Raw genomic sequence first — 25,346 nt, forward strand, 5'->3', positions numbered from 1 at the left:
TCAACTGTGCCGGCCGAAATCAACAATGAGATCGAGCTATCCAGAAACAATGTAACCGCATCGGTGAAGATCCCGGGCCAAACTAGATTAAATTTAGACCCAAATTTGCTGCGGTCATGCCCCTTTTCCTGAGACACTTCGGGAAACCTGCCGTTCCGTCCCGCTGCAGTCCCGGTTCACGTCTTTACGATTGCGCGCGCTGAAATTCGTCGTTGATCCAGTTCAGGAAGGCGTCGGAAGCAGGCGTCACTGCGTGCGATGCAGGCGGAAACAGGAAGTAGGCTTCGGCCAGCGGTGCCGAATGTGCGAATGGTTTCACCAGGGCACCGGCATCGAGCAGATCTCCGGCAAGGGTGTTATGCGCCATGGAAAGCCCGCCACTCTGGAGCGCGGCTGAGATCGCAATAACATAGGTCGAAGACAGGTTGACGTCGCCGTCCCGAAGAAAATCCAGTCCTTGGGATTTGAACCACGTGCTCCAGGTCGCCGTCGTGCCGGCGCAATCGAAGAGTGTTGCCGTGGCCAGATCAGGCCTCCCGTCCTGATAATCCGGCGAACAGACCGGAAAACACTGATCGGTCGCCAGGCACACGGCCGCCGCCGACATTTCTTCGGGGCGGCCGAAACGGATTTCAACGCTGGCGGAAGCCGCATGCCGTTCAGGGTCCCAGATGGGTGTCACGATATTCAGGACCAGCCAAGGGTGCTTTGCATAAAGCCGCTTCAGACGCGGTGCGAGCCAGAAAACCGAGAACGCCATGTTGCATTGCAAGGTCAGGTTCGCACCCCGGTCGGCACCAACGAATGCCTGTGTGCTGGTGGCGATCAGGTCGAAAGCCTCGCGGAGACTGGGCAGGTAGTTTGCGCCGTCTTCCGTGAGTTCAAGCGCCCGTGTCTTGCGCACGAACAGGTCCCGCCCCAAAAATGCTTCAAGGCTGCGCACATGCTGGCTGACCGCCGACTGGGTCAGGTTGAGTTCCGCCGCCGCCCGCGTAAAGCTCAGATGACGCGCTGAGGACTCAAATGCGCGCAACCAGGTTAACGGCGGCATGTTCGAATGCGACATTGGATGCATAACCCATGCATTAATTTTATTAATGTCATAGCGCCGAATTGGTTGTTTGTCAGCACCTGCCCATCCTGCGAGGATCGGGGCGATGATGAAGGAGAGGTTGAATGTTGAAGCTTGCCGAAAACGCGAACATGAGCCACTGGCAGGAACGGGTGGACATGGCCGCCGCGTTTCGCTGGACGGCACGGCTGAACATGCATGAAGCGGTCGCGAACCACTTCAGCCTCGCTGTCAACGACGACGGCACACAATTCCTGATGAATGCCAACCAGCAGCATTTCAGCCGCATCAAGGCATCCGACCTCCTGCTGCTGGATGCAAACGATCCGGCAACGATGGATGCCCCCAACGCGCCGGATCCGACCGCCTGGGGCCTGCACGGCTCCATTCACAGGCTTTGTCCGCATGCGCGCTGTGTGATGCACGTTCACTCGATCCACGCGACGGTTCTTGCCTGCCTTAAGGACAGCACCCTGCCCCCGCTCGACCAGAACGCGGCGACATTTTACGGCCGTCAGGTGGTCGACGAAGGTTATGGCGGTCTTGCCTTTGACGATGAGGGCGCGCGCTGTGCTGCGCTGCTGACGGATCCCAAGGTCAAGACCATGATCATGGGCAATCACGGCGTGCTGGTCATCGGCGACACGGTCGCCGACACGTTCAACCGCCTCTACTATTTCGAACGCGCGGCAGAAACCTATATCCGCGCGCTGCAGACGGGTCAGCCGTTACGCATTCTGCCGCATGATGTCGCTGAAAAGACCGCCCAGGAACTGGACGAGTATCCCGGACAGGCAGATCGGCACCTCAACGAGTTGAAGGCGATCCTCGACGACGAAAAGTCCGACTACGCGAGTTGAGCAATGCCCGACGTCGTCCCGACCAACGCCGCCTCTTCAGGGGTGAAACTCGACAAGAAATCACTGAAAGCCATTGCGGCCAGGTCCGACCGGCCGGGTCTCGTCTATCTGGTTCAGTGGTCCCTCGGCTTGCTGGTAACCGGCGCCGCTGTCTGGTGGTCAGTCGGCACACTCTGGATGTGGCCTGCCATGCTTGTGCACGGGATCCTTTTAAGCGTTCCGAGCTACGCCATGAGCCACGAAACCGCGCATGGCACCGCGTTTCGCACCCGGCGGCTGAACGAAGCGGTGCTTTGGATTACATCCCTGATCTATATGGAAGAGCCGCTGCACCGGCGCTACTCGCACACCAATCACCACACCCACACATGGCATGTCGGCAAGGACAGCCAGATGCCCTTCGACACGCCCATGGGTTTTGGCGGCTGGATCGCGGAAATCACCGGGTTCGCCTTGTTGCGTTTCCACCTGTCGGTTTTTTTCAACCTCGCCATCAAGCGCTACACGCCGACGATGCGCGCCGTCGCACCGGAAAGCGAATTGCCCAAAATGACCCGCAACGCCCGGCTCATGCTGGCGATCTACGCGGCGATCCTGGCGGCTCCCTTCTTCGGGATCTGGTGGCCCGTCTGGCTCTTGGTCGTTCCGCGCATTCTGGGTGCACCGGTGATGCTTCTGTTCACCCTCATCCAGCATGTCGAGCTTCAGGAAAACGCGCCGTCCATCCTGGAAAGCACGCGCTCATTCCGCGGCAGCCCGATCACGAATTTCCTCTACATGAACATGAACAATCACGTGGAGCATCACCTTTATCCGCAGGTTCCCTTCCACGGACTGCCGGCGCTGTCCGATGCGGTTCGGGACCAGTTGCCGGAACCGGATCCGGGCTTTTTCCGCACCAACTGGGAAGTGCTCGTGGTGAGCCTCAGGCGTTCAATGGGCCTCTCGACCCGAGCCCCCAGCATACGCCAGGCGCCGCATATGATTTCAGATGGCGGACCGGTGCGCCGCATCGCCGAGCGCACGATGTAGATGCAGCCGTGCAGCGTGGGCCAGGCAACCGCCGGACGCAGGCTTTCACCAATCAGCAAAAAACCCGTATGACAAGGAGACCGCATGACAACCTGGGTAGACGCCTGCGCCACGGATGATATCGACGACGAGGATCTCATTGCCTGGCATCACGGCGGGCACCGCTATGCGATCTACAAAACGGACAAGGGTTTCTTCGCGACGGACCTGATGTGCACCCACGAGGAAGAGAGCCTGGAAGAAGGCCTCGTGATGGACTGCATCATCGAGTGCCCGCTTCATGGCGGCCGGTTTGACATCCGCACCGGCGAAGCGCTGTCAGCCCCTGTCAGCATCGACCTGAAAACTTATCCGGTGAAGGTGGAAGGCGGGCGCGTCTTCGTCGCCCTCGGCTAGAGCCTTTCCTTCTTTTGATTGCGGAACTGGATGTCAACTCATCATACTGTCAGTCTCCGACCAAAACCGGGAGGCTGTCATGCCGTCAATCGAAATTCAGATCATGGAGGGCGTCTTTTCCGATGACGAGAAAAGACAGATCATCGAACGCGTGACGGACGCCTTTGCAAGTGTTGCCGGCCAGACGATCAAGGCCGGCACCTCCGTTCGGATACAGGAAATCCGAAGCGGCTCGTGGGGGTATGCCGGCAATCAGATCACGACCGAAATCGCCTTGGAAATGAAGCAAAAGGGCTGAACCAGCCTCCCGATTGCGCCAGCGGAGCCTGTTTCCCGGCCGCTTGCCCTTGGATACGGACCCGTAAAAGAGGTCGTAACCTGGTGTTCATCGCGTCTGCTGGTTTGGGCAAAGCGTTTCTCAAAAAGCAATCCGGTTTCGCATTGTGAAACGCAGCTTTCGCGACTTGCACCATTTGCCGCCGGTTTTCCCTCAAAAACACCCGAATTGAATTGGCATCACGCTTGCCCCTGAACGAGGTCAATCACTTGTGTCTGCAAGTGGACCGGCGCGTCGGGGTATTGGGCACCATGGCTCTGAGCGTGCGCGCAACAGCGTTTGGATGGTGCCGAAAGGAATACTTTAGATGTTCAGGAGAATGATCGGTGCCGCACTTGTGGCGGTCGTCCTGGGTGGACCGGCTCACGCCCTCACCATAGGTTACACGGAAGGGTCGCGAGACCTTGTCGATGGCACACAAAAACTGGGAGATGCGTCTTCCAGCTCTTTGGGAACCAGTCTTGGCGTATTGGGTTTCGGCGCTTCGGATTACAGGCAGATTGATCTTCACGGACGGATTGTAGGCGCCACCGATTTCTTTTCCTTCAGTGCCACGTCGAACTTTATTGTCGAATTCATCTTTGGGCCGATTTCCGTCAAGAACGGCACCAAGACGGTTGATGGCGGTTTCGTTCAGGAAGGCAAAACCGGGAACAAGTCTGAATTCGTGCTGGATCTGATGAACGGGTCCGACAGCAAAGTGTTTCAGACCAATATTCTGTCTGAAGCGGACAATATGGGCACGTCGCTGATCTTCAAGGCGATGGCCGGAACACCCTATACGTTCTCCGTTCAAAATGGGCCGGGCAACAACCCGAGCGGCGCTGCCACCTACGACATCCGGTTGACCGCCGTGCCGATACCGGCAGCCCTTCCACTGCTCGCCGGCGGGCTTGGACTTCTTGGTTTTGTCGGCTGGCGCAGAAAGCGGTCCGCGTAAGGTTGTTCGAAAACGACATCGTTCAAGGCGGTCCTTCGGGGCCGCCTTTTCCGGCTGCCCGGTTGGTCTTCCCGCTACTATTCAATTTGAAGGCAGCCATAAACTGACCTCCGGCAGCGGGTTATGGCCCGTCGTTGTGATTGTATTGTCCGGGCATACCACCGGGTTTGTTATTCCCGCATACCTCAGCGGAACAAGTCACACGAAACCTTTTTTTAAAGCTTGTCATGTAGAAAATAAACTTGATTGAACACGGAAGAACTGCTGCCTCAGCGTGCATCAAAATGGCACCTGTAAGTGAAACGTCAACGGGTCCCTTGGCCGGGTTCGCCTGTTAGTTCAACAGATCTACACAATACTGCAACAACCGCATTCATGACGATCATACTCAAAAATTTTCGGCTTCAGGAAGCAAGCGAGAACGTCGAGGTTTCATGCGAAATCGTATCTGACGACTTTCCCTCAAAGCTCAGTTTCTTCGTTCCCCGCGAGCACGCCGGTGCAATCGACATTGACGAGCCCAACTGGGCGCCGATGTCTCTCTACTGGCAGGCAATGATGATGGGGCAGGATCTGGTCGTGGAGGCCGACCTGTCCCCGGTGCTGCTCTACAGGATGCGCGGCGACCTGATGGCACTGATGCGCAATTACGAGCCGCTTCTGAAACCGATCAGGATCGAAGCCGGGTTCTCCACGCCAGCGCTGCCGGCCACGGACCGGGATGTAATGACCGGTTTTTCAGGCGGCGTGGACAGTTTTGCTACGTTCCTGCTTTACACGGACAGCAATGTTCCTCCCAGCCTGCGGCTGACCGCACTTGCTGTTTTTCAGGTCGGTGCATTGGGACCGACCGGCGAAAGCAAGATGCTCTTGCCACCCGCCGTAGAGCACGCCCGCAAACACGCTGACAGAAATGGGCTGCGCCTCTATTCGCTTTGGGCAAACATGGATGAAGTCTATGAACCGGCCAAAGCTTTCGGACCTATTGATTTTCGCAGAACGGTCGGTCTGCGAAACGCGGCGGCAGCGCTGCTGTTGCAAAATGGCGTGAGAACTTATCTGCCGTCGGGATCTGTTGGCTACGACGGAGCGACCTATGGGCCCTACTCCTGCACGGAAAACCTGGACCCCGCGCTTCAGCCGTTGCTCGCGACTGAAAAGCTCGGTGTGCATGCCGCAGGCGCGGGTCTTACCCGGACGCAGAAACAAACGCTTCTTCTGGACGATCCCCAGGCCCAAATGTCTCTGAACGTGTGTTTGAAAGGGGTCGCGGGGCAGAAGAGTTCCTCAAGCAAGTTGAACTGTTCGACGTGTTGGAAATGCATCCAGACGCTTCTGGTTCTTGAAACGCACGACCGGCTGGATGCCTTTCGCGAAGTGTTCGATGTCGATCTCTATTTGCGGGAACGGCGGCGTCTCTTGTCGCTGTTGGTCGATTTTGCACACACCGAGGCCCACTTGGGGATGATGAAACAACTCGACGGAATGCGCGAAGCAGGTTTCGACGTACCCCAACCGCGCGGTCGTCTGCACAAGAACATTCGGAACGCTGCGCGGCGTATGATCAAACCAGAACGGTGACCGGCCGCCGGGATGTGACCTGATCGATGCCAGGCATGGACCGGCTTTTTCAGATGCGCGGCAATCAGGTGCGTCCGATTGAATTCTTCCGCGAGGAAGCTGTCAGACAGCCGGATCAATGTCTGAGAGTGGTGCCGCTGATAGGACTCGAACCTACGACCCCATCATTACGAATGACGTGCTCTACCAACTGAGCTACAGCGGCGTTTTCCCCGGTAACGCGAAGGCGCGCGTGGTGCGCGCGGACCCGATCAGGATCGGGTGCGCCGCTAATTACCGGAGCTTGCGGTCAGATGCAAGAGGCATCTGGCAGGTTCCTGGCGGGACACCCGATATTGTTTTCAAAGGCTGCCGTTCGCGCGCCTTGAACGGTGCGGCCGGCCCGCCCTCAGTTGAAGAAACGGGGCCGGGCGTTCTTGTCGCCCGTGTCCTTGTCGTCCTCGTCCGTGCCCGGGTCGTCCGGCATGCGCTTCAGCGGGAACTGGATCGGCCCGTTTGATTCCTCGGGCTCTTCCTTTGCACCGGCTTCCGTCTTTTTTGCGTCGTCCGCTTTTGAGCTTGCCGCTTCTGCTCCTGCCTCTGCCGGGGCGTCCTTCTTGTCCGCACCCTTTTCAGCACCCTTGTCCTCGGTGTCTGCAGCTGCTTCCGCCTTCGCGGTATCGGGTGCCTCACCGGCCTTCGCGGACGGTTCAGATTTGGCCACAGGCTCGACCGGCGTCTCAGCTTTCCCGGCATCCGCGGCTTCGGCATCGGCTTTCGGCGCAGCATCGGGCAGGTTGCTCATGGAAGGACTGTAGCGAACGTCGTCCGTTGTCCCTTCGAAGCCGTGTTTCACGGGCGCGTCTGCCGCTGCGGCAGCGGGTGCCGTCTTGGCGGCTTCAGAGGCTGCCGGCGCCGGTGCTGACGGTTCGGCGGCGGGTTCAGCCTTGAGTTCCACGGTTTTTGGTTCGTCCGCGGCAGCAGCTTCGGTGGGCGCCGCCTCCGCCGCCGTTTCCGTCGCGGCCGGTTCGACCGGGGCAGGTTCGGCGGCAGGCGCCGCGGCGGCAAGAGCAGGCGCTTCGAAGAGGCTGTCTTCGATCAGTTCACCCTCTTCCTCGATCGTGCTGCCGGGGGACGTCCACTGGAAGGCATCCAGCTTGCCGGTCACCGGGGAGACCGGTTGCCATTCCGCCGACACGATGCCGTCCGCAATCCAGGCCTTGTCCTGCGGGGCCTTGAGCGCCCGCGCGAGCCAGTCCCGCATGCGGCCCCGGTCGCCATGTTCGGCTTCCTCGACTTCGGCCATCAGCAGGAAGGCCGCCCGCGTCGGCTCGGACTGCAGCAGCTTTTTCAACTGCGCGCGCGCCTCCTCGAATTCCCGCGCCTCTATGGCTGCCCTTGCAATCGCCAGTGCGCCTTCCGGGGTGTTGGTGCGCTGCGCCGAAAGGGACTTCACCCGCTTCAGCCTGTCGACGGCCGAATCGCCGGTGCGCACATGCGCGTAGGTTTCCGCAAGCTCCGGATGGGGCGACAGGCGCCAGGTCGCTTCCAGCACCTTCGCCGCCTTGCGGATATCCCCCCGGCGCGTCGCGAGACGCGAGGTCAGAACGGCGGCGGGCACGAGATCAAGCGCAAGTCCATGGGCTTCCTTCGCCAGCGAGAATGCGCGCTCCGGTTCGCCACCCTCCAGTTTCTGTGCCAGTGCTGTCAGGATCACGGCACGCTGACGGCGATAGGACTTCTTGTCGACAAGCTTGGCGGCATAATTGCTTTCCAGCGTCTTGAGCGCTTCGTCCCAGTGATGGGAAACAGCCTGGTAGCCGAGAACGGCTTTACCGGCCCACTCCAGGCCCGGCGATGTCCGGGCTGCTTCTTCCGCGTAGTGGCGGGCGGCAATCGGCTCTCCCTGGCGTTCCGCCTCGACGAAAAGACCGTGGAGCCCGAGTGCCTTGGTTTCCGGTTCGTCCAGCATCGCCTCGAAACGCTGGCGTGCCTCCTCGTCCTTGCCGGCAAGCTGTGCGGTCTGGGCTAGCAGAAGCTTGGCGGCAGGCTCCTCGGGCAACAGCTTGTCCGCATCCAGTCCGTAGCGCCTTGCCAGTTTTGCGTTGCCGGTGCCGAGCGCGATCAGACCGTGGGACAGCGCCGTATAGCCCTTGTCCTTGCGGCGGCGGCGAAAGAACCTGCCGGCGATCTGCGGCGATTGAAGGATCGTGCGGATCACCCAGACGACGAGCAGGAAAGCAACGAGCGCGGCGCCGGCAACAAGCGCGACCACGACTGGCGGCTGTTCCCAGACATATCCGTTCCAGCTGATGGAAATGGTTCCCGGCACGTCCGCCAGCCAGGCGAAACCGGCAGCAAGGCCAAACAGCAGGAGGAAGAACAAAAAGACGCGGATCATATAGCTCGCTCCCAAGCGTCGCCGGGCGAATCCGGCTCAAAACAACAACTGCGCGGACGGCCGACCAGCGGTCACCGCTTAACTGTCCTTCGCAGCAAGCGCATTGAGCACTTCCTGTGAAGCCTTTTCCGTCAGCCCGTCCACCTGGACACGGGCCTCGGCACGGGCGACCCATTCGCTTCCGGCAGCCTTTGCGGCTTCGGGAAGGTCCTGATACGCGGCAATCGCCCCTGAAAGGTTCCCATTGGAAACAGCATTTTCCATCCGCCGCAAGGCCGCCTCCGGTCCCGTGCCGTCCGCATCGCCCGGGCCGCGCACGGCGACGATGGACCTTGCACTCGCCAGCAGGCTGTCGAGAACGTCGTCCGAGTGATCCGGTTCCGAGAAGGTCTGGTAGATGCTCCGGGCCACCGGCGGAAACTGGGCAATCAGCACGGACACCGGCTCAACACCGGTTTTGGCATGCGACTCAAGCGCCTTGACGTCAATATCGGCCGGCAGCCCTGCCTTCACCGCTGCGAGTTCGGTTTCATAGGGGCGGCCCGAGTCGACCGCCGACTTCAGCGCCGAGACCGACAGGGCCCGGGCGGCAACTTCACGTGCGGTCGCATCGCCCATGGTGCCTTCGACCTGCTGCAGTCTCTTTGACAGGGAATCCAGCTCAGCCCGGATGGATTCAAGCGCGGCCGTGTTGGCTGCGCCGACCGAACTGATATCGGATGACAGGCTGGACAGCGTCTCGGTCGCGCGCGCCTGGCTGTCGGCGAGTGTCTTCAGCGAAACGTCCGATGTCGAGACGGCCGTCTGCGCTGCTTTTGCCGTGGCTTCCGCGTTCTGGAGACGGTTCTCGACATCCGCAAATTGCGTTTTCAGACCGCCAAGCTCTGTTTCGAGCCCGGAAACCGAACCCGTCAGCGCGCCTGTTTCGCTTGTTGACGCCGCCGCTTCGGTCTCAAGTTTGGAAAGGCGGTCTTCGAGCGGGCTCAGATCGACCGCGGCCTGCTGCCCAGTCGCACCTTCGAGCGCGTCCAGCCGGCTTTCCAGCGGTTTCAGATCAACCGGCATGCTTCCCGACGCTGCGCTTCCGGTCGACGCAACCTCGCTGCGCAGGTTTTCAAAATCCTGTTTCAGCGCGTCGATTGCCGGGGTCACATCCGAAGAGGCGGCAGACGCAGCGCTTTCCAAAGAGCTTTCCAGCGACGACACCTTTGTCTCTAGCGCGGCAAGCGCCTGTCCCGCTGACTGGTCCGTCGCGCTTGCACTGAGATCGCCGAGTTTCTGCTCAAGTTCCGCGATCTTTTGTTCTGCAGCAGAAAGCGCACTGGAGACTTGCTGGTCCTGTTCCGGCGTCAGCTTCAGGATGCCTGCCTGGTGAAGACCGAAGCCACCGCCGAGCACAATGATGCCGCCGATCACGGCCGCGATCAACACGCCAAAGGCACCGACGCCGCCCTGCTCCTCAGCCGCTGGCGGAGCCGAAAAGGACGATCCCGATGATTTTTGAGAAGACGGAGATGTTGATGACGTTGCCGGCGCGCTCTTGCCCGAACCGGAAGCCGAGGCGGACGACGACGAAGCTGCCCCTGATTTCGGAGCGCCTGATGCGCCCGCAGATGTCCTGGCCGCCCCGGATTGCGCGGATGCGCCCGCTCCGGGCGCCTTGGAAGCAGTCGTGGATCTCGCCGATGCGGCCGTGCTCGCTGCACCTTTGCCGCCGGTTGACGGCGTTGCGCTCGCAGCACCGGGTTTCGCAGCTGCGGCGCGCTGGCTGTCCTGCCGGGTGTCGGCAGGTTTTTTATCGGCAGAGGCCGTGCTGCCGGTCTTGGGAATGCCGGAAGACGGCGAAGAAGACGGTGTTGAAGATGGAGAGCTCGTCCCCGCGCTTCCGGGTTTTTCGTCCACTTTTTCAGCCTTGAGATCGATCGTCACCGGCCGCTTGGCACCGGCACCCGAAGCTGTCGACGGCTTGTCAGCGCTGCCAGGCTTGCCGGCTGAATCGGAACCGCTTCCGCCTGATGAGGATGCACCGCCAGAAGATTTATTGTCCGTCGCCATCCGCTCTCCTCCTGAACCTAACGGTCACACTATACACACCTGATGACGAAGCGGTAGCGCCTCGCCAAAGACTTTTGCGCGCTGCAAAACAACGACTCCACCGGATCTGGTTAACAAGCGCCTAAGACCAGTTCCATTAATGCCTTTTCACTCGGTGCGTCAGCCGCTTCAACGCTCATATACCCAGATAAGGGTTCTGCCGCCTGTTGCGAGATCGCATAGACACAAAGCCTTGAAAAAATGGGGTCGGAACAACCGGATCTGAGCAGTTGCAGCAAAGTCTCGGCCGTTCTGCGGGAGTAAACCAGAATTCCGTCGTAGCCGCCTTCGCATACCGTTTTCCGGACATCACCGGCAAGCGCTGCCACAGCCTCCATCCGGTAGACCACCACGGTTTCGCACTTGATGCCGCGCTCATCCAGCAACGCCTCGAAATCCGCGCTCCGGTCCCTTGCGGCCGGATAGAGAACCTTGCCGCCCTCAACCACATGACGATTGGCGGCAACGAGCCTGGCAAGCGCAGCGGCATCGCCATTTGCCGATGACACCGACTTGAACCCGGCCTGACGACAGGCTGCAGCCGTCCGATCGCCAACGGTAAAGACCGGAAGTTCGAACAACTGATCCGGTTGCCGGTGCCCTGCAAGAGCCTCCAGCGCCCTGCCGCTGGTAAAGACAAGCGCGGAAACGGCCTCGAGATCAAGTTGCGCCGGAGCCTCGGCCCGGAACTCCAGCAGAGGCGCCTCGTCGGCAATGTGACCGGCAGCCCGGATCTGGTCGGCTGTTCGTCTGCACTCGGGTTGCGGCCGTGTCACCAGAAAGCGCATCGGGTCAGTGACCGGTGAGAAAGCCGGGGCCCATGCGGTCCTTGAGGGCTTCTGCGACCGAAACGCCAATGGAGACCGCTTTTTCCACCGGTCCATTGGCCTCTGCTTCGTGACATGCGCTGCCATCCGGTTTGAGAACAATGCCCTTGAAATGGAGATCCCCGTTCGAAATCGTCGCAAGACCACCGATCGGTGTCCGGCACGAGCCGTCAAGAACACCGAGAAAAGCGCGCTCGGCATCGAGGCGGATCTGCGTTTCCGGATCGTGAATGGGAGTCAGTCTTTCAAGTGTCGCCGCGTCGTCTTCCCGGCTCTCGATGCAGATTGCGCCCTGCCCGACGGCGGGCAGAAATTCGTCCGTTGCGAGCATGCTGGTAATTTCGGCTTCCAGCCCCAGCCGTTTCAGACCGGCCGCCGCCAAAAGCGTTGCATCGACCGCGCCATCAGCCAGTTTCTTCAGACGGGTCTGCAGATTGCCGCGATACATCACCACGTCGATATCCGGCCTGAGCCGCTTGATCATGGCCTGGCGGCGCAGTGAGCTGGACCCGACCACTGCACCGTGCGGCAGCTCCTGCAGCGACTTTGCCTTGGGAGACAGAAAGGCGTCCCTGACATCCTCGCGCGGGAGGAATGCTGTCAGGGCAAGGCCGTCCGGCAGAACCGTCGGCATGTCCTTGGAGGAATGCACGGCGATATCGATGCGTTCATCAAGCAGCGCTTCCTCGATCTCCTTTGTGAACAGCCCCTTTCCACCGACCTCGGACAGTGGCCTGTCCTGAATGCGGTCACCGGACGTCTTGATCACAACGATCTCGAAAGCGTCGTCGCTTAGGCCGTGCGCGGCCTTGAGCCGGTCTCTGGTTTCGTGGGCCTGTGCCAGCGCAAGCGCACTGCCCCGGGTTCCGATTCGCAAAGGATTTGATTGCAAGGTTATCCGTCCAGATGTTACGCCCGGCACAATTCAGCTGGACGCGGTGTCAGTTTTCTGCCCCCAGTCCTAGCACAGGCCGTGATCAGTAAACCAATGACTTCAGTCAATTCAAATAGCAATGCGACGAATCTGACCGTCCTTGGCATTGAAACAAGCTGCGACGAAACGGCGGCCGCCGTTGTCCGCGGACCGCAGGCCAGGAAGATTCTGTCCAACACAATTCGTTCACAGATCGACGAGCATACGGAATTCGGCGGCGTCGTACCCGAAATCGCCGCGCGCGCTCATATCGAGATCCTCGACCGGATTGTCGCTGAGGCCATGCGCGAGGCAGACTGCGGCTGGGACGACATTGACGCGGTCGCGGCGACGGCGGGACCGGGTCTGATCGGCGGCGTCATCGTCGGCTTCATGACCGCCAAGGCCATCGCGATGGCCGCAGGCAAGACCCTCATCGGCGTCAATCACCTGGAAGGTCACGCCCTGACGGCCCGTCTTACGGACGATCTGGATTTCCCGTTCCTCCTGCTTCTTGTCTCCGGTGGCCACAGCCAGTTCCTGCTTGTGCGAGGTGTTGGAGACTACGAACGGCTCGGCACGACGATCGACGATGCCATCGGCGAGGCCTTTGACAAAACAGCGAAACTGCTCGGGCTTCCCTATCCGGGCGGTCCGCATGTCGAGAAAATGGCCTTGAAGGGCGATGCCGGCCGCTTTCGCCTGCCGCGTCCGCTGCTCGACAGGCCCGGACTTGACATGTCCTTTGCAGGCTTGAAGACGGCGCTGCGCACCCAGGCAAAGAAACTTGAACCGGTGGACGATCAGACGGTTGCCGATCTGTGTGCCGCATTTCAGCTGGCTGTCGCGGATGTTCTGGCGGCGCGCACGAAATCGGCTCTCGATCTGTTCCGGGCCCGCCACCCCGGCACCGCTCCGGTGATTGTTGTCGCCGGAGGTGTGGCCGCCAATCAGCAGATTCGCAAGGCCCTTACTGCCGCCGCAGAAGACGCGGGCGCCAGGTTCGTTGCGCCGCCGATGCGGCTGTGCACCGACAACGCGGCCATGATCGCCTGGGCCGGCATAGAACGCCTGTGCGCCGGTCCCGTCGACGACATGCACCTGTCTCCCCGTCCCCGCTGGCCGCTGGATTCCGAACGCGCCGGCAAGCTGGGTGCCGGCAAGAAGGGTGCAAAGGTCTGACCGGTCCGGCACCTTCGCGAAATCTCGCCGCCACCACAAACTTGCCCTTTTGAACATGCAGGGAGCCTGCTAGATCAACGGATGTCCGTTTGCACTCGATCGGACATGCGAATTCTGATCGCGTTGACAGATGCTCTGCACAACGCTTCCCATCGCAAAAGGAACCCGGCGGCATGGACGTCTACCACAAGGCTTACGTTTATCTGACTTGCGGCACGGACCTGCTGGTCTTTTCGGAACCGGACTTCCCGCATGTCGGACTGCAGGTGCCAGGTGGCACCCTCGACCCGGGCGAAAGCTACCTGCAGGCGGCCCGCCGTGAGTTTTGCGAAGAGACCGGACTTTCATTGGATATCGCGCTCGAATCGTTCGCCGATCAGGATCGGATCCTCAAGAATGTTCCCGATTGCCTCGATGGATTGCATCGGCGGCGGCATTTTCACGGCTCGGTCCGGGAAAAGGCAGCCGAGGAATGGGAGCATTTCGAATCCTCTCCGAGCGCAGGCGGCCCCCCGATCCGGTTCCGCCTGTTCTGGATCGACCTGTTCGCAAGCGACGTGACCCGGGAGGCCCGGTTTTTCGAAGGCTTTGGAGAACAGCTTGAGACACTACGGTCGCGCATGGAAAGGCAGAGCAATGGGCGCCATTAAGACAATAGGCGTTATCGGCGGTGGAGCCTGGGGAACGGCCCTGGCCCTGACGGCGGCCCGCGCGGGCCGAGATGTCCGGCTCTGGGCACGAGACCCGGAGACGGTTTCCACGATTCGCTCGCGGCGTCAGAACACGCGCTACCTTCCCGGCATCACCTTTGACGAAGATCTCAACGCGACGGAATCGCTGGAAGACATTGCAGGCGCGGATGCCATATTGCTCGTCACCCCGGCGCAGACAACACGCGCCATGCTGGCTGCCCTGAAGCAGACCGGTGCCGTCACCGGCCCGGTGGTTCTGTGCGCAAAGGGCATCGAGCAGACCTCGGGCAAGCTTCTGTCCCGTGTCATGAACGAGGAATTGCCGGGCGTGGAGCCGGGTGTCCTGTCCGGACCGAGCTTCGCCGACGATGTCGCACGCGGTCTGCCGACGGCGGTCACGGTTGCCGCGAACTCCGCCAAGACCGCCCTCAGCCTGTGCGAAGCGCTCCAGTCCGCGTGTTTCCGGCCCTATGCCTCGATCGATATTCTGGGCGCCCAGATCGGCGGGTCGCTGAAGAACGTTCTGGCGATCGCCTGCGGTGCCGTCGTCGGCCGGAAACTGGGAGCGAGTGCACAGGCCGCCCTGACCGCGCGCGGCTTTGCGGAACTGACCCGGCTGGGCACCGCAATGGGCGCACAGGGTGAAACCCTGACCGGCCTGTCCGGTCTCGGCGATCTGGTGCTGACCTGCTCATCGACCCAGTCGCGGAACTTTTCATTCGGACTGAGGCTGGGCGAAGGTTTCATGGCCTCCGAACTGATCTCTGCCGGCGGCAAGCTTGCGGAAGGTGCCTATTCGGCACGGGTCGCCGTGAAGCTGGCGCAAAAACACGAGATCGACGTCCCGATCTGCGAAACGGTGGCGCGTATGATCGACGAAGACCTCTCGATCGACGACGCGCTCAACACCCTGATGGCGCGTCCGCTCAAGGCGGAAGCGGAAAGCCTTTGACACGCACAATCCGGCATTGAGTTTATGACAACTCGGCCCTAGGGTACGGCCTCATTTATGGGTCGTACCCCAGGTTCGCAAAAGTCTCTTCAACCAGGAACTTCAGCCATGCTCTATGCCCTGATCTGCACCGACAAGCCCGGTGCTCTGCAAACACGTCTCGACAACCGCGACAACCACATCGCCTTTCTCAAGGGCCTCGGTGACGGCCTCAAGGCGGCCGGCCCGTTCCTTGATGACGACGGCAACATGTCCGGCTCGCTTGTCGTGATTGAAGCGGCAAACAGGGACGAGGCGCTCGCCATTTCGCAGGAAGATCCCTACGCCATCGCCGGTCTGTTCGAAAGCGTCGAGATCCGCCCGTGGAACTGGGTGATCAAGAATCCGGAGGTCCGTTAAGTGCAGTACTGGTTGATCAAGTCCGAACCCGACAAATGGTCATGGGATCAGCAGAAAGCCAAGGGCGATGCCGGCGAGCAATGGGACGGCATCAGGAACTACCAGGCACGCAACAACATGCGCGCCATGGAAATCGGAGACAAGGCGTTCTTCTATCACTCCAACATCGGCAAGGAAGTTGTCGGCATCGTCGAGGTCTGCAGTGACATTCACCCGGACACCACGACCGACGACCCGCGATGGGAATGCGTGGATTTCAAGGCCGTTTGCGACATGCCGACGCCGGTCACCCTGGCCGACGTGAAAGGTGAACCGCGCCTTGAGAAAATGGCGCTTGTCGCCAACACGCGCCTGTCCGTTCAGCCGGTCACGGAAGAGGAATGGAAAATCGTCTGCGAAATGGGCGGGCTGAAGGGTCCGGCCTGAGCGAACGCGCATCCGGTCAATGCACGCGGCCTGGTTCCCTCTCGCTTTGGAAGAGGTGTTCGGCGCAAACCTGAAACGGTAACATCCATGCCGCCCATCGAGGACCCAGCTGATTTCATCCGCCGGGAAACGACGGTCAAGCCGGTTCCTCATGCGGAGGAAATCAGGCTTCACGTCGCGGACGAAGCAATGGAACTCTGGCAGAAGACGGAGGAGGATCTGGGCGCGCTCGGCCTCGATCCGCCTTTCTGGGCGTTCGCATGGGCCGGGGGCCAGGGCCTGGCGCGCTACATTCTGGACACGCCATCGCTGGTGGCCGGAAAGAACGTGATCGATTTCGCCTGCGGCTCCGGACTGGTTGGGATTGCCGCGATGCTGGCGGGCGCAAGAAGCTGCCGAGCCGTTGATATCGATCCCTTCGCAATCGCCGCAGCAGGTCTTAATGCAGGGCTGAACGGCGTCCGGCTCGAGGTTGAACTTGCCGACCTGACCCGGCACGCCATACCTTCCGCAGACATCGTTTTTTGCGGTGATGTTTTCTACGACCGGCAGATGGCCGATGCCGTCACCGGTTTCCTGGACCGTCTGACCGGCGCCGGTATCGACGTCCTGGTTGGTGATCCGGGCCGGTCCTACCTTCCGACTGATCGCCTGACGGAACTCGGCGTCTACAAGGTCCCTGTTGTCGGTGCTCTGGAAGACAATGAAATCAAGAAAACCTGTGTCTACCGCGTCGGTAAAAAATGACGGCTCCCGTTGCAATTTCGCTGTGAGAGTTCTTTTCCCACAACGATCTACAGAAGTTTTTGCCGTTGAGGTCTTCCCCTTTCCGGTTCTTGCGATAGGTTAGCGGCACAAAGTGTTCAAAGAAGTCCTCCCAGGAGCCCCCCATGCCCATCGTAAACCGACTTGCCGACCTCGCTGACGAGATCACGGCCTGGCGCCGTGACTTCCACGAGAACCCGGAAGTTCTTTATGAAACCGTCAGGACCGCCGGGAAGGTCGCCGAACTCCTGGAGAGCTTCGGCGTCGACGAGGTAACGACAGGCATCGGCAAGACGGGTGTCGTCGGCGTGATCAAGGGCCGCAATGGCGGTGCGGGCAGGACCGTGGGTCTGCGCGCCGATATGGACGCCCTGCCGATCGAAGAGGAAACCCAGAAGCCCTACGCCTCGAAGGTTCCGGGAAAGATGCACGCCTGCGGCCATGACGGCCACACCGCCATGCTGCTCGGCGCGGCGAAGTATCTGTCCGAGACCCGGAATTTCGACGGCACTGTCGTGGTGATATTCCAGCCCGCCGAAGAAGGTGGCGCGGGTGCGAAGGCCATGATCGACGATGGCTTGATGACCCGCTGGCCGATGGACGAAGTCTACGGCATGCACAATTACCCGGGTATGCCGGTCGGCGAATTTGCGATCTGCAAGGGCCCGATCATGGCCGCGACCGACGAGTTCCGCATCACGGTCACCGGCAAGGGCGGCCACGCTGCCAAGCCACACCAGACCGTCGATCCGGTCGTTGTCGGTTCAAAGATCGTTTCCGCACTTCAGACCATCGCCAGCCGCAACGCCAACCCGCTCGATTCCGTCGTGGTCTCGGTGACAGTCTTCAACGCAGGCAGTGCGTTCAACGTGATCCCGCAGGATGCGGTCCTGCGCGGCACCGTGCGCAGCCTGAACGCGGACATGAGAGACATGGCCGAAAAACGCATGGGCGACATCGTCACGTCGATCGCTGCCGCCTTCGACGCAACTGCCAAGCTCGAATTCCGCCGTGGCTACCCCGTAACACGGAACCACGACGAACAGACGGATTTTGCGGCTGAGATCGCTGAGGGCATTGCCGGTGACGGCAAGGTCAACCGCAGCATTGAGCCGATGATGGGCGGCGAGGATTTCTCCTATATGCTCGAGGAACGGCCGGGGGCATTCATCTTTGCCGGAAACGGCGACACCGCCGGTCTGCATCATCCTGAATATGACTTCAACGACGACCTTATTCCGGTCGGCTGCTCCTACTGGGTGAAGCTGGTGGAAACAGCCCTTCCCGCAAAGGCCGCCTGACAGCGCCGGCCGGGTCTGCGGGACGCCATGATCAAATCCACTGCTGTCCGGTTTAGAAGTTGCGATCGAACTTATGTCGTTGAGAAAGCGCCATAATTCCGATCGACACCAAGTCGGGAAACAGACTTGCTTCCCGGATTTGTCGTCCCGGTTTGACGCATGTGCGGCAAGACCGGGATCCAGTACGCCGTGTCGCTGGAGGTTAGATGACGACGGAGAAACAAGAGGGTACTGGTTCCCTGCCTTCCGCTCCGCTTCAGCAGGGATGACAAGTTTATCGACCAGGGATCGCCGCAATAGATCATTGCCGGGTTAAACCGGACAGCAGTGGGCGCGACCCTGCAATCCATGCAGTTGCCCGTCCAAAACGACCAGGGACTTGTCTGACCGTATGCCAACGGAGACGGGACCACGGCAAACGGGTCGCTTTTGGCAGACACGTCCTAATCAACGCTCAACGGGATGACGACAGCCGGAAATCGCTATATGACTGACGCCGGTCCCGGCCGGACTATTGTTTTGGGCATTTCGACATGACACCTCAACCCTTCAAGCTTCCTTTCCTCGCGTCCTACGTGCTGGTCGGTGCGGTGGTTGGTGTCCTTGTCATCCATCCTCTCAATCTCGTGGTTGTCTGGTGGGAACTTGCCCGTTTTTCCGAAACCGCCCCCGATCTGATCGAGTTCCTGTCTGCGCGGCTTTGGCTGCTGCTGTTGCCGCGCCACCTTGATGTCGCGATTGCCTATACGTTGCTGGGCGCGGTCGTCGGGCTTGCCTTCGGCATCTTCAGCCGCAACTACATGCGCACGTCGGAGGCTTACCGGTCCCTGCGGCAGGAACAGACGGCGCATATTCCCAGCATCATGCAGGGCGGCGAAACCGACGGCGTCGAATTCAAGTCCTCGCTGCGCTGGGACATGCGGGAAAACCGCATCAACCGCGGACTGGAAAAAGTCATCGCCAAGACGATTGCCGGATTTTTCAACGCCGATGGCGGGTATCTGCTGGTTGGCGTCGACGACAATGGAAATGCGCTCGGTCTTGAAAAGGACCTCTCCACGCTCAAGAGCGCGGATCTCGACTCATTTGAGCGCACGGTCAACGATATCGTCTCCAGGAACCTTGGCGGCGACCTCTGCCCGTCCATTCACACGGTGTTTGCAGATGTCGACGGCAAGGATGTCGCCATGATCATCATTCGTCCGGCTCCCCGCGCGGTTTACATGGAAGACGGCAAATCCTCGGTCTTCTACGTCCGAAGCGGCAACTCCACCCGCCAGCTCGATGTGCGCGAGGCCCTGAACTACGCAAGATCGCGGTGGGCCTGATCCGATGGAATTCCTGGCAGCGGTCCTCCCAGATGAACTCGGCTCCCTTTCCATCGTCACCCTGATCCTTGCAAGCTTTTTCACATCCGGCCTCACTGCCGCGGTGGGCCTTGGCGGCGGCATCGCCCTGATTGCGATCATGGCCAACCTAATGCCGGCAAGCGCTTTGGTGCCGGTCCACGGTGCTGTGCAGATCGGCTCCAACGGCGGACGCGCGCTCGTTCAGCTGAAGCATGTCGACTGGTCGATTTTCGCCTGGTTTACGATTGGCGCAATCTTCGGTGCAGCACTCGGTGGCGCGATTGCGGTCGAGCTGCCGTCTTCCATTCTCAGGGCCGGGATCGGCTGTTTCGTGCTCTGGGTGATCTGGGTCAAGCCGCCCAAATTCGACAAGGTCCAGAAAAGAGCCATGGCGGCTGCGGGGTTCGCCTCCACGTTCCTGTCCATGTTTTTCGGCGCCGCCGGTCCGATCGGCGGGGCGGTTCTGTCAACGCTCGGCCTCACCCGGCACGGTTATGTCGCCAACCAGGCCGTCACCGCGCTTGTCATGCACGTTTTCAAGATCCTTGCTTTCGGTGCGCTGGGTTTTGCCTTCGCGCCCTGGGCCGGGTTGATCGTGCTGATGATCTTCAGCGGATTTCTCGGAACGCTGGCAGGCTCACGTCTCCTGGGCAGGATGGACGAGAAAACGTTCAAGACCGGCTTCAAATGGGTCATGACCGCCCTGGCGCTGAACCTCTTCTGGCAGGCAGCACGCGGTTTGTTCTGAAAACCACAGTCCGAATGCGCCAACGCTTGACCGTTCGAGACCCCTCGCTTGAGTTATTCGCAACTCGCCATGCCTTGAAACGCGGAGCTCGACGCGGTAACTGAGCGCAACTGTTTTCAACAATGCGGGATGGAACGTTCATGGCTTCTCACAGTCTTCTGCTTCTGCCGGGTGACGGCATCGGTGCCGAAATCATGAAGGAAGTGGAAAAGGTAATCGACTGGTTCAATACCAACACCGACATGACTTTCGACACGACCGAGGGCCATGTGGGCGGTGCCGCCTACGACAAGCACGGACAGGCGATTTCCGACGAGGACATGGCCAAGGCGCTTGCAGCGGATGCCGTGATCTTCGGTGCCGTCGGCGGTCCGAAATGGGACAAGGTTCCCTATGATGTCCGCCCGGAAGCCGGTCTGCTCCGTCTGCGCAAGGAAATGCAGCTGTTTGCGAACCTGCGCCCTGCCATTTGCTATCCCGCGCTCGCTGACGCATCGTCGCTGAAACCCGAAGTGGTTGAAGGTCTCGATATCCTGATCGTCCGCGAACTGACCGGCGGTGTCTATTTCGGCGAACCGAAGGAGATCACCGACCTCGGCAACGGCCAGAAGCGCGGTGTCGACACCCAGGTTTACGACACCTACGAGATCGAGCGCATTTCCAAGGTTGCCTTCGAGCTTGCGCGCACGCGCAACAACAAGGTCACGTCCATGGAAAAGCGGAACGTGATGAAATCCGGCGTATTGTGGAACGAGGTTGTCACCGACACCCACAAGAACGGCTATGAGGATGTTGAGCTGGACCACATGCTGGCCGACGCCGGCGGCATGCAGCTCGTCCGCTGGCCGAAGCAGTTCGACGTGATTGTCACAGACAACCTGTTTGGCGACATGCTGTCCGACGTGGCCGCCATGCTGACCGGTTCACTCGGCATGCTGCCGTCGGCCTCGCTCGGCGCACCGGACCCGGTCACCGGCAAGCGCAAGGCGCTCTACGAGCCGGTCCACGGCTCTGCGCCCGACATCGCCGGCACCGGTGCTGCCAACCCGATTGCCATGATCGCCAGCTTCGCGATGGCGCTGCGCTATTCCTTCGAGGAAGTGGAAGCCGCGAACAAGGTTGAAAAGGCAATCGAGGCCGCACTTGAAAAAGGTATTCGCACCAAGGACATCGCCAAGGATGGCGACACGATCGTCACCACGTCCGAAATGGGCGATGTCATCCTCGCGGAACTGAACGCACTCAGCGCCTGATCCGGCAACGAGATTGCAATAAAGACCGCCTGCGGGTATCCCGTGGGCGGTCGCACTGCTGGAAATGCTTGTCTTCGTCATCCCGGCCAAGTGGAACGCTGCCCGGGATCGGAGCGCCCGGCACCTTTGGCTCACCGATCCCGGATCTCCGCTATGCTGCGTCCGGGAAGACGATGGTAAGTTTGTTGCCGGGCAAAACATCACCGGCGTCTAGTCACACGGGGCTATGGCCGCTCACATGATCGACGACAAAATCGCACCTTTCCTCGGCACATGGATCCTGGACTCCGATGAAAGCGAATTCGACCAGGGCGAACCGCCACAGAGCGCCACGCTCCGGATCGAGGATAATTTCGGCATGGTCTCCTTCACCATGAACCAGATTTCCGCCGAGGGCGAAGAAAGCAGCGATACATTCGAAGCCGTCCCCGATGGTCCGGAGGTCAAGCTGGGCAAAAGCGGGCTTGTCGATGCGATGCGGCTGGTGTTCCAGGGCGACAGGAACCTTGTGTCAGAAGCCCGCCGCGGTGGCCTGACCATCATGAAGGCGGACCGGGAGCTTTCCGACGATGGCCGCACGCTGACGGTAACGCAAACTGTCCATCTCGTAGATGTCGCGAGCTTCACGAACACCTCCGTCTATCGCAAGGCACAATAGTCAGATGCAACAGACCATCGGCGCGATTGCGCTTCTTGTCCCGGACTACGACGACGCCATCGCCTTTTATGTCGGCAAGCTCGGGTTCGACCTGATCGAGGACACACGCCTGTCGGAGACCAAGCGCTGGGTGCTTGTCGCGCCCAGGGGCAGCAGCGAAACCCGGCTGTTGCTTGCACAGGCGGACGATGAAGACCAGGCGAACGCGATCGGCAATCAGACAGGCGGACGGGTATTCCTGTTCCTGCATACGGACGATTTCGATCGTGACCACGGGCAGATGCTCGCAAACAATGTCGAATTCCTGGAAAACCCGCGCGAGGAGTCTTACGGCAAGGTCGCCGTCTTCCGCGACCCGTTCGGCAACAAGTGGGATCTGATCGAACGCCGCTAAACGCAAGACGCGATGCGGCCTAGCCGCGCTTCACGATCAGCAAGGACAGGCCGACCGTGACGATACCGATCCCGATCCACTCCTGAAAGCCGGGTGTTTCGCCAAGAACGGGGATCGCCAGAACGGCCGCTGAGGCCGGCACGGCTGCGGAAAACCCTGCCGTTGCCGTCGGCCCGAGATGCGTTGCTGCGAGCGCAAACAGGATCACGGCAACAAAACCGGGGCCCAGACCCTGATAGGCGGCCTGGAACACGATGGTTGAAAGGCTTGCGTCGGCAATACCCGAAGGCAGAAAAAGCAGCCAGACAGGCACGAAGAAAAGCGCATTCGGGACATTGACCAGAACCAGGGCCTGGCGCGGCGTCACCTGCCATTGACGCACTCCGAAAATATAGATCGAAAGAACTGCCGACGCGGACAGGAACAGGCCGATGCCGACGGCAATGTTCTTCCCACCCTGGAGGAAACCCGCGCTTCCGAGCAACACGGCCCCGGCCACGATGACGGCAATGCCGATGACTTGCAGCCGGTCGGGAAAGCTCGCCGCGAAGACAGCAACCAAGGCTACCGTAAAGACCGGGAGCGCGCCGTTCGCGAAAACGCCCGCATAGGCTGCGGATGCCTCGCTTAATCCCCAGTACATCAACATGGAATAAATCGCGCCCGGTCCGCAGAGCGACATCAGCGCAACGGCGTGAAACGGCAGATTACGCGGCCACCACTTGAAGACGAAGGGAAGCGTGATCGCGCCGGCAACCAGAAATCTGAGACCGGTTATGTCCGCCGGGGTGAGGCTTGTCGTTACGCCGGCCCGCGAGAACACGATGAAGCCCGACCAGATGAACAGGACCCCGACGGCACTCGCAATCCCGAGATTGCGGTTCTGAACGGCAGCAGATTGAGTGTTCAATTCCGGGGACACCTTTCGGGGAAGAACGGCAACTTTGGCGCTGATGCCCCGAAAGGCGGCGAAGGCAAAGCGTCAGCCGATACGGAGACCGATCTTTCGATCCTTCAATAAAGCCATTGCAGGCGATTGCAACCACTTGCGGCACAAACGTCGCAGGACGGTTGCAAGACAGGCTCCGGCCAAAACACCCGGGCATCCGGCAGAGGGTTCTTCGGGTGCATCAACACCACCCTTTATCCTGCTGAATAAACTTCCGAAAATCGCATTTTGTCCGGTATTTGCGTCTCTTCATGAAATCTCCAGATTCTCCTCATGAGAGCCCCAAGCACGGCGGCCCGCGTTGCTCTACTTTTTGCCGGGTCACATCCACAAGACACTGCCGCAGAGAGAAACCTTCGGACGGGAAGATTCTCTTACGCGATCAGCGCAAACAAATCCGCCCAGCGCGGCCAAGAGGAAATCGACATGCACCCTTATCCAGGATCCCGTCTCACCTTCGACAAGCCCGGCAGGGGCCGCGTCTACAACAGTATTTTGGAGACGATCGGCAACACGCCGCTCGTGCGGATCTCACGCCTGGCAACAGAGGCCGGCTGCAAGGCTGAACTTCTGGCAAAGCTGGAATTCTTCAACCCGGCTGCCAGCGTCAAGGACAGGATTGCGGTGGCCTTGCTGGAGGCAATGGAAGCCGGTGGCACCATCGGGCCTGGCAGTGTCATTGTCGAACCGACATCCGGCAACACCGGGATCGGGCTTGCATTTGCGTGTGCCGCCAAGGGCTACCGCTGCATTCTGACCATGCCGGATGGTTTTTCACTCGAACGGCGCAAGATGATCAGGGCGTTCGGCGCCGAGCTTGTCCTGACGCCCGGTGACGGCGGTATGAACGCCGCCATCGAAAAGGCAAACGAGATCGCCGCACAGACCGAAGGCGCCGTGATGCCGGGACAATTCGTCAACCCGGCGAACCCGGGCGTTCATCGCAGAACCACTGCGGAAGAGATCTGGAACGACACCAACGGCGTGGTCGACGCCGTTGTCTTGGGCGTCGGCACCGGCGGGACGCTGACCGGGGTCGCGGACCTGCTCAAGAGCCGCAACGGGGAGATCCGGATCATCGCCGTGGAACCGGAAGAAAGCCCGGTGCTTTCCGGAGGGCCGCACACGCCACACCAGATACAGGGGATCGGTGCCGGCTTTGTTCCCGATGTGCTGGAGACGGACCTGATCGACGAAGTCGTGACCGTCAGCAACCAAAGCGCCATGGAAACCGCCCGGTCGCTGGCGTTGAAAGAAGGCATCCCCGCAGGCATCTCATCGGGGGCCGCCATGTATTGCGCGCTAAAGCTTGGCCGGCGCGAGCAGATGAAGGGCAGAACCATTGTCACCGTGCTGCCGAGTGGCGCAGAGCGGTATCTGTCGACCGGCCTCTTTGAGGATATCGGCGAATAGCAGGAATCCTGGCTCGACAAATAGCGGGACTCACTGCTGTCCGGTTTACAAAGTACTGTCGAAATTATGTCTCTGAGAAAACAAAATAATTCCGTGCGCCGCCAAATCGCGATACGGAATTTTTTCCCCGATTTGTCGTCCCGGTTTGCCGCACGCGCGGCAAGACCGGGAACCAGTACTCCCTGTGGCTGAAGGTTAAAAGATGAAGGAGAAATAGGTGGTTACTGGGTTCCGGCCTTCCGCTGCGCTTCAGCCGGAGTGACAAGTTCATTGATTGAGGACCGCCTTCCTAGATGAACTACTGGCTAAACCAGACGGAAGTGTATCGGGATCAGACATCGTTTGACTCTACGTAATACCACGTGGAAGTCTTACCCCTGTCACAAGCGACATGAGTCCGGTTTATTCGCACGGACCAACACAGCAAGCGCAT

At 60.3% G+C, this 25,346-nt stretch carries 25 protein-coding genes and 1 tRNA gene; 19 read left to right on the forward strand and 7 right to left on the reverse strand.

What is annotated here, in order from left to right:
• Window positions 1-184 precede the first annotated feature (184 nt).
• Window positions 185-1,051, reverse strand: coding sequence for a LysR family transcriptional regulator (locus RBB49_RS06440; protein ID WP_306141891.1), 867 nt, complete (start codon window positions 1,049-1,051; stop codon window positions 185-187).
• 125 nt (window positions 1,052-1,176) lie between these two features.
• On the opposite strand from RBB49_RS06440, the gene RBB49_RS06445 reads away from it, so the two are divergent.
• From RBB49_RS06445 to RBB49_RS06470, 6 genes are all read left to right on the forward strand, one after another.
• Complete coding sequence (locus RBB49_RS06445) at window positions 1,177-1,932, forward strand: class II aldolase and adducin N-terminal domain-containing protein (protein WP_306141892.1); 756 nt, start codon at window positions 1,177-1,179, stop codon at window positions 1,930-1,932.
• Window positions 1,933-1,935: 3 nt separating this feature from the next.
• The gene (locus RBB49_RS06450; RefSeq protein ID WP_306141893.1) at window positions 1,936-2,964 is read left to right on the forward strand and encodes a fatty acid desaturase; all 1,029 of its coding nucleotides are present in this window, start codon (window positions 1,936-1,938) and stop codon (window positions 2,962-2,964) included.
• An 84-nt stretch (window positions 2,965-3,048) separates the two neighbouring features.
• Entirely contained in the window at window positions 3,049-3,360 is a 312-nt protein-coding gene (locus RBB49_RS06455) for a non-heme iron oxygenase ferredoxin subunit (RefSeq protein ID WP_306141894.1), read from the forward strand.
• A gap of 79 nt (window positions 3,361-3,439) precedes the next feature.
• On the forward strand, window positions 3,440-3,658 hold the full coding sequence (locus RBB49_RS06460) for a tautomerase family protein (protein WP_306141895.1): 219 nt from the start codon (window positions 3,440-3,442) through the stop codon (window positions 3,656-3,658).
• 346 nt (window positions 3,659-4,004) lie between these two features.
• Entirely contained in the window at window positions 4,005-4,637 is a 633-nt protein-coding gene (locus RBB49_RS06465) for a hypothetical protein (protein WP_306141896.1), read from the forward strand.
• A 375-nt stretch (window positions 4,638-5,012) separates the two neighbouring features.
• Entirely contained in the window at window positions 5,013-6,218 is a 1,206-nt protein-coding gene (locus RBB49_RS06470) for a hypothetical protein (protein WP_306141897.1), read from the forward strand.
• Between the two features lie 129 nt (window positions 6,219-6,347).
• On the opposite strand, the gene RBB49_RS06475 is transcribed toward RBB49_RS06470, so the two are convergent.
• From RBB49_RS06475 to hemC, 5 genes are all read right to left on the reverse strand, one after another.
• A tRNA-Thr gene (locus RBB49_RS06475) sits at window positions 6,348-6,423 on the reverse strand.
• A gap of 183 nt (window positions 6,424-6,606) precedes the next feature.
• Window positions 6,607-8,598 (reverse strand): heme biosynthesis protein HemY, encoded by a 1,992-nt coding sequence (locus RBB49_RS06480; RefSeq protein WP_306141898.1) that lies wholly within the window; start codon window positions 8,596-8,598, stop codon window positions 6,607-6,609.
• A 78-nt stretch (window positions 8,599-8,676) separates the two neighbouring features.
• Window positions 8,677-10,653: a hypothetical protein gene (locus RBB49_RS06485; RefSeq protein WP_306141899.1), complete on the reverse strand. Its 1,977-nt coding sequence runs from the start codon at window positions 10,651-10,653 to the stop codon at window positions 8,677-8,679.
• 110 nt (window positions 10,654-10,763) lie between these two features.
• Complete coding sequence (locus tag RBB49_RS06490; RefSeq protein ID WP_306141900.1) at window positions 10,764-11,480, reverse strand: uroporphyrinogen-III synthase; 717 nt, start codon at window positions 11,478-11,480, stop codon at window positions 10,764-10,766.
• 4 nt (window positions 11,481-11,484) lie between these two features.
• Window positions 11,485-12,411, reverse strand: a complete 927-nt coding sequence (gene hemC, locus RBB49_RS06495) for a hydroxymethylbilane synthase (protein ID WP_306141901.1) — start codon at window positions 12,409-12,411, stop codon at window positions 11,485-11,487.
• 132 nt (window positions 12,412-12,543) lie between these two features.
• Between hemC and tsaD the strand changes: the two genes are divergently transcribed.
• The 12 genes from tsaD (at window position 12,544) to RBB49_RS06555 (ending at window position 22,551) form a co-directional block, all read left to right on the forward strand.
• Entirely contained in the window at window positions 12,544-13,614 is a 1,071-nt protein-coding gene (tsaD, locus tag RBB49_RS06500; protein ID WP_306142378.1) for a tRNA (adenosine(37)-N6)-threonylcarbamoyltransferase complex transferase subunit TsaD, read from the forward strand.
• Between the two features lie 173 nt (window positions 13,615-13,787).
• On the forward strand, window positions 13,788-14,264 hold the full coding sequence (locus RBB49_RS06505) for an NUDIX domain-containing protein (RefSeq protein ID WP_306141902.1): 477 nt from the start codon (window positions 13,788-13,790) through the stop codon (window positions 14,262-14,264).
• A complete protein-coding gene (locus RBB49_RS06510; RefSeq protein ID WP_306141903.1) occupies window positions 14,251-15,258 on the forward strand; it encodes an NAD(P)H-dependent glycerol-3-phosphate dehydrogenase in 1,008 nt (335 codons plus the stop codon). The genes RBB49_RS06505 and RBB49_RS06510 overlap by 14 nt, the downstream gene beginning before the upstream one ends.
• A gap of 108 nt (window positions 15,259-15,366) precedes the next feature.
• Window positions 15,367-15,657 carry a YciI-like protein gene (locus tag RBB49_RS06515; RefSeq protein ID WP_306141904.1) on the forward strand — a complete coding sequence of 97 codons (291 nt, stop codon included), beginning with the start codon at window positions 15,367-15,369 and terminating at the stop codon, window positions 15,655-15,657.
• Window positions 15,658-16,083 (forward strand): EVE domain-containing protein, encoded by a 426-nt coding sequence (locus RBB49_RS06520; protein WP_306141905.1) that lies wholly within the window; start codon window positions 15,658-15,660, stop codon window positions 16,081-16,083.
• Window positions 16,084-16,170: 87 nt separating this feature from the next.
• Window positions 16,171-16,830, forward strand: a complete 660-nt coding sequence (locus tag RBB49_RS06525; protein ID WP_306141906.1) for a methyltransferase — start codon at window positions 16,171-16,173, stop codon at window positions 16,828-16,830.
• 143 nt (window positions 16,831-16,973) lie between these two features.
• A complete protein-coding gene (locus RBB49_RS06530; protein WP_306141907.1) occupies window positions 16,974-18,149 on the forward strand; it encodes a M20 aminoacylase family protein in 1,176 nt (391 codons plus the stop codon).
• A 533-nt stretch (window positions 18,150-18,682) separates the two neighbouring features.
• Window positions 18,683-19,477 (forward strand): helix-turn-helix domain-containing protein, encoded by a 795-nt coding sequence (locus RBB49_RS06535; protein ID WP_306141908.1) that lies wholly within the window; start codon window positions 18,683-18,685, stop codon window positions 19,475-19,477.
• 4 nt (window positions 19,478-19,481) lie between these two features.
• Window positions 19,482-20,246, forward strand: coding sequence for a sulfite exporter TauE/SafE family protein (locus RBB49_RS06540; RefSeq protein WP_306141909.1), 765 nt, complete (start codon window positions 19,482-19,484; stop codon window positions 20,244-20,246).
• Between the two features lie 140 nt (window positions 20,247-20,386).
• A complete protein-coding gene (gene leuB, locus RBB49_RS06545) occupies window positions 20,387-21,499 on the forward strand; it encodes a 3-isopropylmalate dehydrogenase (RefSeq protein WP_306141910.1) in 1,113 nt (370 codons plus the stop codon).
• 238 nt (window positions 21,500-21,737) lie between these two features.
• Entirely contained in the window at window positions 21,738-22,157 is a 420-nt protein-coding gene (locus tag RBB49_RS06550) for a hypothetical protein (protein WP_306141911.1), read from the forward strand.
• A 4-nt stretch (window positions 22,158-22,161) separates the two neighbouring features.
• Complete coding sequence (locus RBB49_RS06555; protein WP_306141912.1) at window positions 22,162-22,551, forward strand: VOC family protein; 390 nt, start codon at window positions 22,162-22,164, stop codon at window positions 22,549-22,551.
• A 19-nt stretch (window positions 22,552-22,570) separates the two neighbouring features.
• Here the strand turns inward: RBB49_RS06555 and RBB49_RS06560 are convergent, their stop codons facing one another.
• On the reverse strand, window positions 22,571-23,461 hold the full coding sequence (locus tag RBB49_RS06560; RefSeq protein ID WP_306141913.1) for a DMT family transporter: 891 nt from the start codon (window positions 23,459-23,461) through the stop codon (window positions 22,571-22,573).
• Between the two features lie 465 nt (window positions 23,462-23,926).
• Here RBB49_RS06560 and cysK point away from each other — a divergent pair, with 465 nt between their 5' ends.
• The gene (cysK, locus tag RBB49_RS06565) at window positions 23,927-24,913 is read left to right on the forward strand and encodes a cysteine synthase A (protein WP_306141914.1); all 987 of its coding nucleotides are present in this window, start codon (window positions 23,927-23,929) and stop codon (window positions 24,911-24,913) included.
• Window positions 24,914-25,346 lie beyond the last annotated feature (433 nt).

Origin of the sequence: Roseibium sp. MMSF_3412 (assembly GCF_030733265.1) — a bacterium.
In the GTDB taxonomy this organism is placed as follows: Bacteria; Pseudomonadota; Alphaproteobacteria; order Rhizobiales; family Stappiaceae; genus Roseibium.

What these genes read in the sequence shown, in the direction of transcription:
- RBB49_RS06440 (WP_306141891.1), bottom strand. Translation starts at nt 1,051, where the DNA reads ATGCCGCCGTTAACCTGGTTGCGCGCATTTGAGTCCTCAGCGCGTCAT.
- RBB49_RS06445 (WP_306141892.1), top strand. Translation starts at nt 1,177, where the DNA reads ATGTTGAAGCTTGCCGAAAACGCGAACATGAGCCACTGGCAGGAACGG.
- RBB49_RS06450 (WP_306141893.1), top strand. Translation starts at nt 1,936, where the DNA reads ATGCCCGACGTCGTCCCGACCAACGCCGCCTCTTCAGGGGTGAAACTC.
- RBB49_RS06455 (WP_306141894.1), top strand. Translation starts at nt 3,049, where the DNA reads ATGACAACCTGGGTAGACGCCTGCGCCACGGATGATATCGACGACGAG.
- RBB49_RS06460 (WP_306141895.1), top strand. Translation starts at nt 3,440, where the DNA reads ATGCCGTCAATCGAAATTCAGATCATGGAGGGCGTCTTTTCCGATGAC.
- RBB49_RS06465 (WP_306141896.1), top strand. Translation starts at nt 4,005, where the DNA reads ATGTTCAGGAGAATGATCGGTGCCGCACTTGTGGCGGTCGTCCTGGGT.
- RBB49_RS06470 (WP_306141897.1), top strand. Translation starts at nt 5,013, where the DNA reads ATGACGATCATACTCAAAAATTTTCGGCTTCAGGAAGCAAGCGAGAAC.
- RBB49_RS06480 (WP_306141898.1), bottom strand. Translation starts at nt 8,598, where the DNA reads ATGATCCGCGTCTTTTTGTTCTTCCTCCTGCTGTTTGGCCTTGCTGCC.
- RBB49_RS06485 (WP_306141899.1), bottom strand. Translation starts at nt 10,653, where the DNA reads ATGGCGACGGACAATAAATCTTCTGGCGGTGCATCCTCATCAGGCGGA.
- RBB49_RS06490 (WP_306141900.1), bottom strand. Translation starts at nt 11,480, where the DNA reads ATGCGCTTTCTGGTGACACGGCCGCAACCCGAGTGCAGACGAACAGCC.
- RBB49_RS06505 (WP_306141902.1), top strand. Translation starts at nt 13,788, where the DNA reads ATGGACGTCTACCACAAGGCTTACGTTTATCTGACTTGCGGCACGGAC.
- RBB49_RS06510 (WP_306141903.1), top strand. Translation starts at nt 14,251, where the DNA reads ATGGGCGCCATTAAGACAATAGGCGTTATCGGCGGTGGAGCCTGGGGA.
- RBB49_RS06515 (WP_306141904.1), top strand. Translation starts at nt 15,367, where the DNA reads ATGCTCTATGCCCTGATCTGCACCGACAAGCCCGGTGCTCTGCAAACA.
- RBB49_RS06525 (WP_306141906.1), top strand. Translation starts at nt 16,171, where the DNA reads ATGCCGCCCATCGAGGACCCAGCTGATTTCATCCGCCGGGAAACGACG.
- RBB49_RS06530 (WP_306141907.1), top strand. Translation starts at nt 16,974, where the DNA reads ATGCCCATCGTAAACCGACTTGCCGACCTCGCTGACGAGATCACGGCC.
- RBB49_RS06535 (WP_306141908.1), top strand. Translation starts at nt 18,683, where the DNA reads ATGACACCTCAACCCTTCAAGCTTCCTTTCCTCGCGTCCTACGTGCTG.
- RBB49_RS06540 (WP_306141909.1), top strand. Translation starts at nt 19,482, where the DNA reads ATGGAATTCCTGGCAGCGGTCCTCCCAGATGAACTCGGCTCCCTTTCC.
- leuB (WP_306141910.1), top strand. Translation starts at nt 20,387, where the DNA reads ATGGCTTCTCACAGTCTTCTGCTTCTGCCGGGTGACGGCATCGGTGCC.
- RBB49_RS06550 (WP_306141911.1), top strand. Translation starts at nt 21,738, where the DNA reads ATGATCGACGACAAAATCGCACCTTTCCTCGGCACATGGATCCTGGAC.
- RBB49_RS06555 (WP_306141912.1), top strand. Translation starts at nt 22,162, where the DNA reads ATGCAACAGACCATCGGCGCGATTGCGCTTCTTGTCCCGGACTACGAC.
- cysK (WP_306141914.1), top strand. Translation starts at nt 23,927, where the DNA reads ATGCACCCTTATCCAGGATCCCGTCTCACCTTCGACAAGCCCGGCAGG.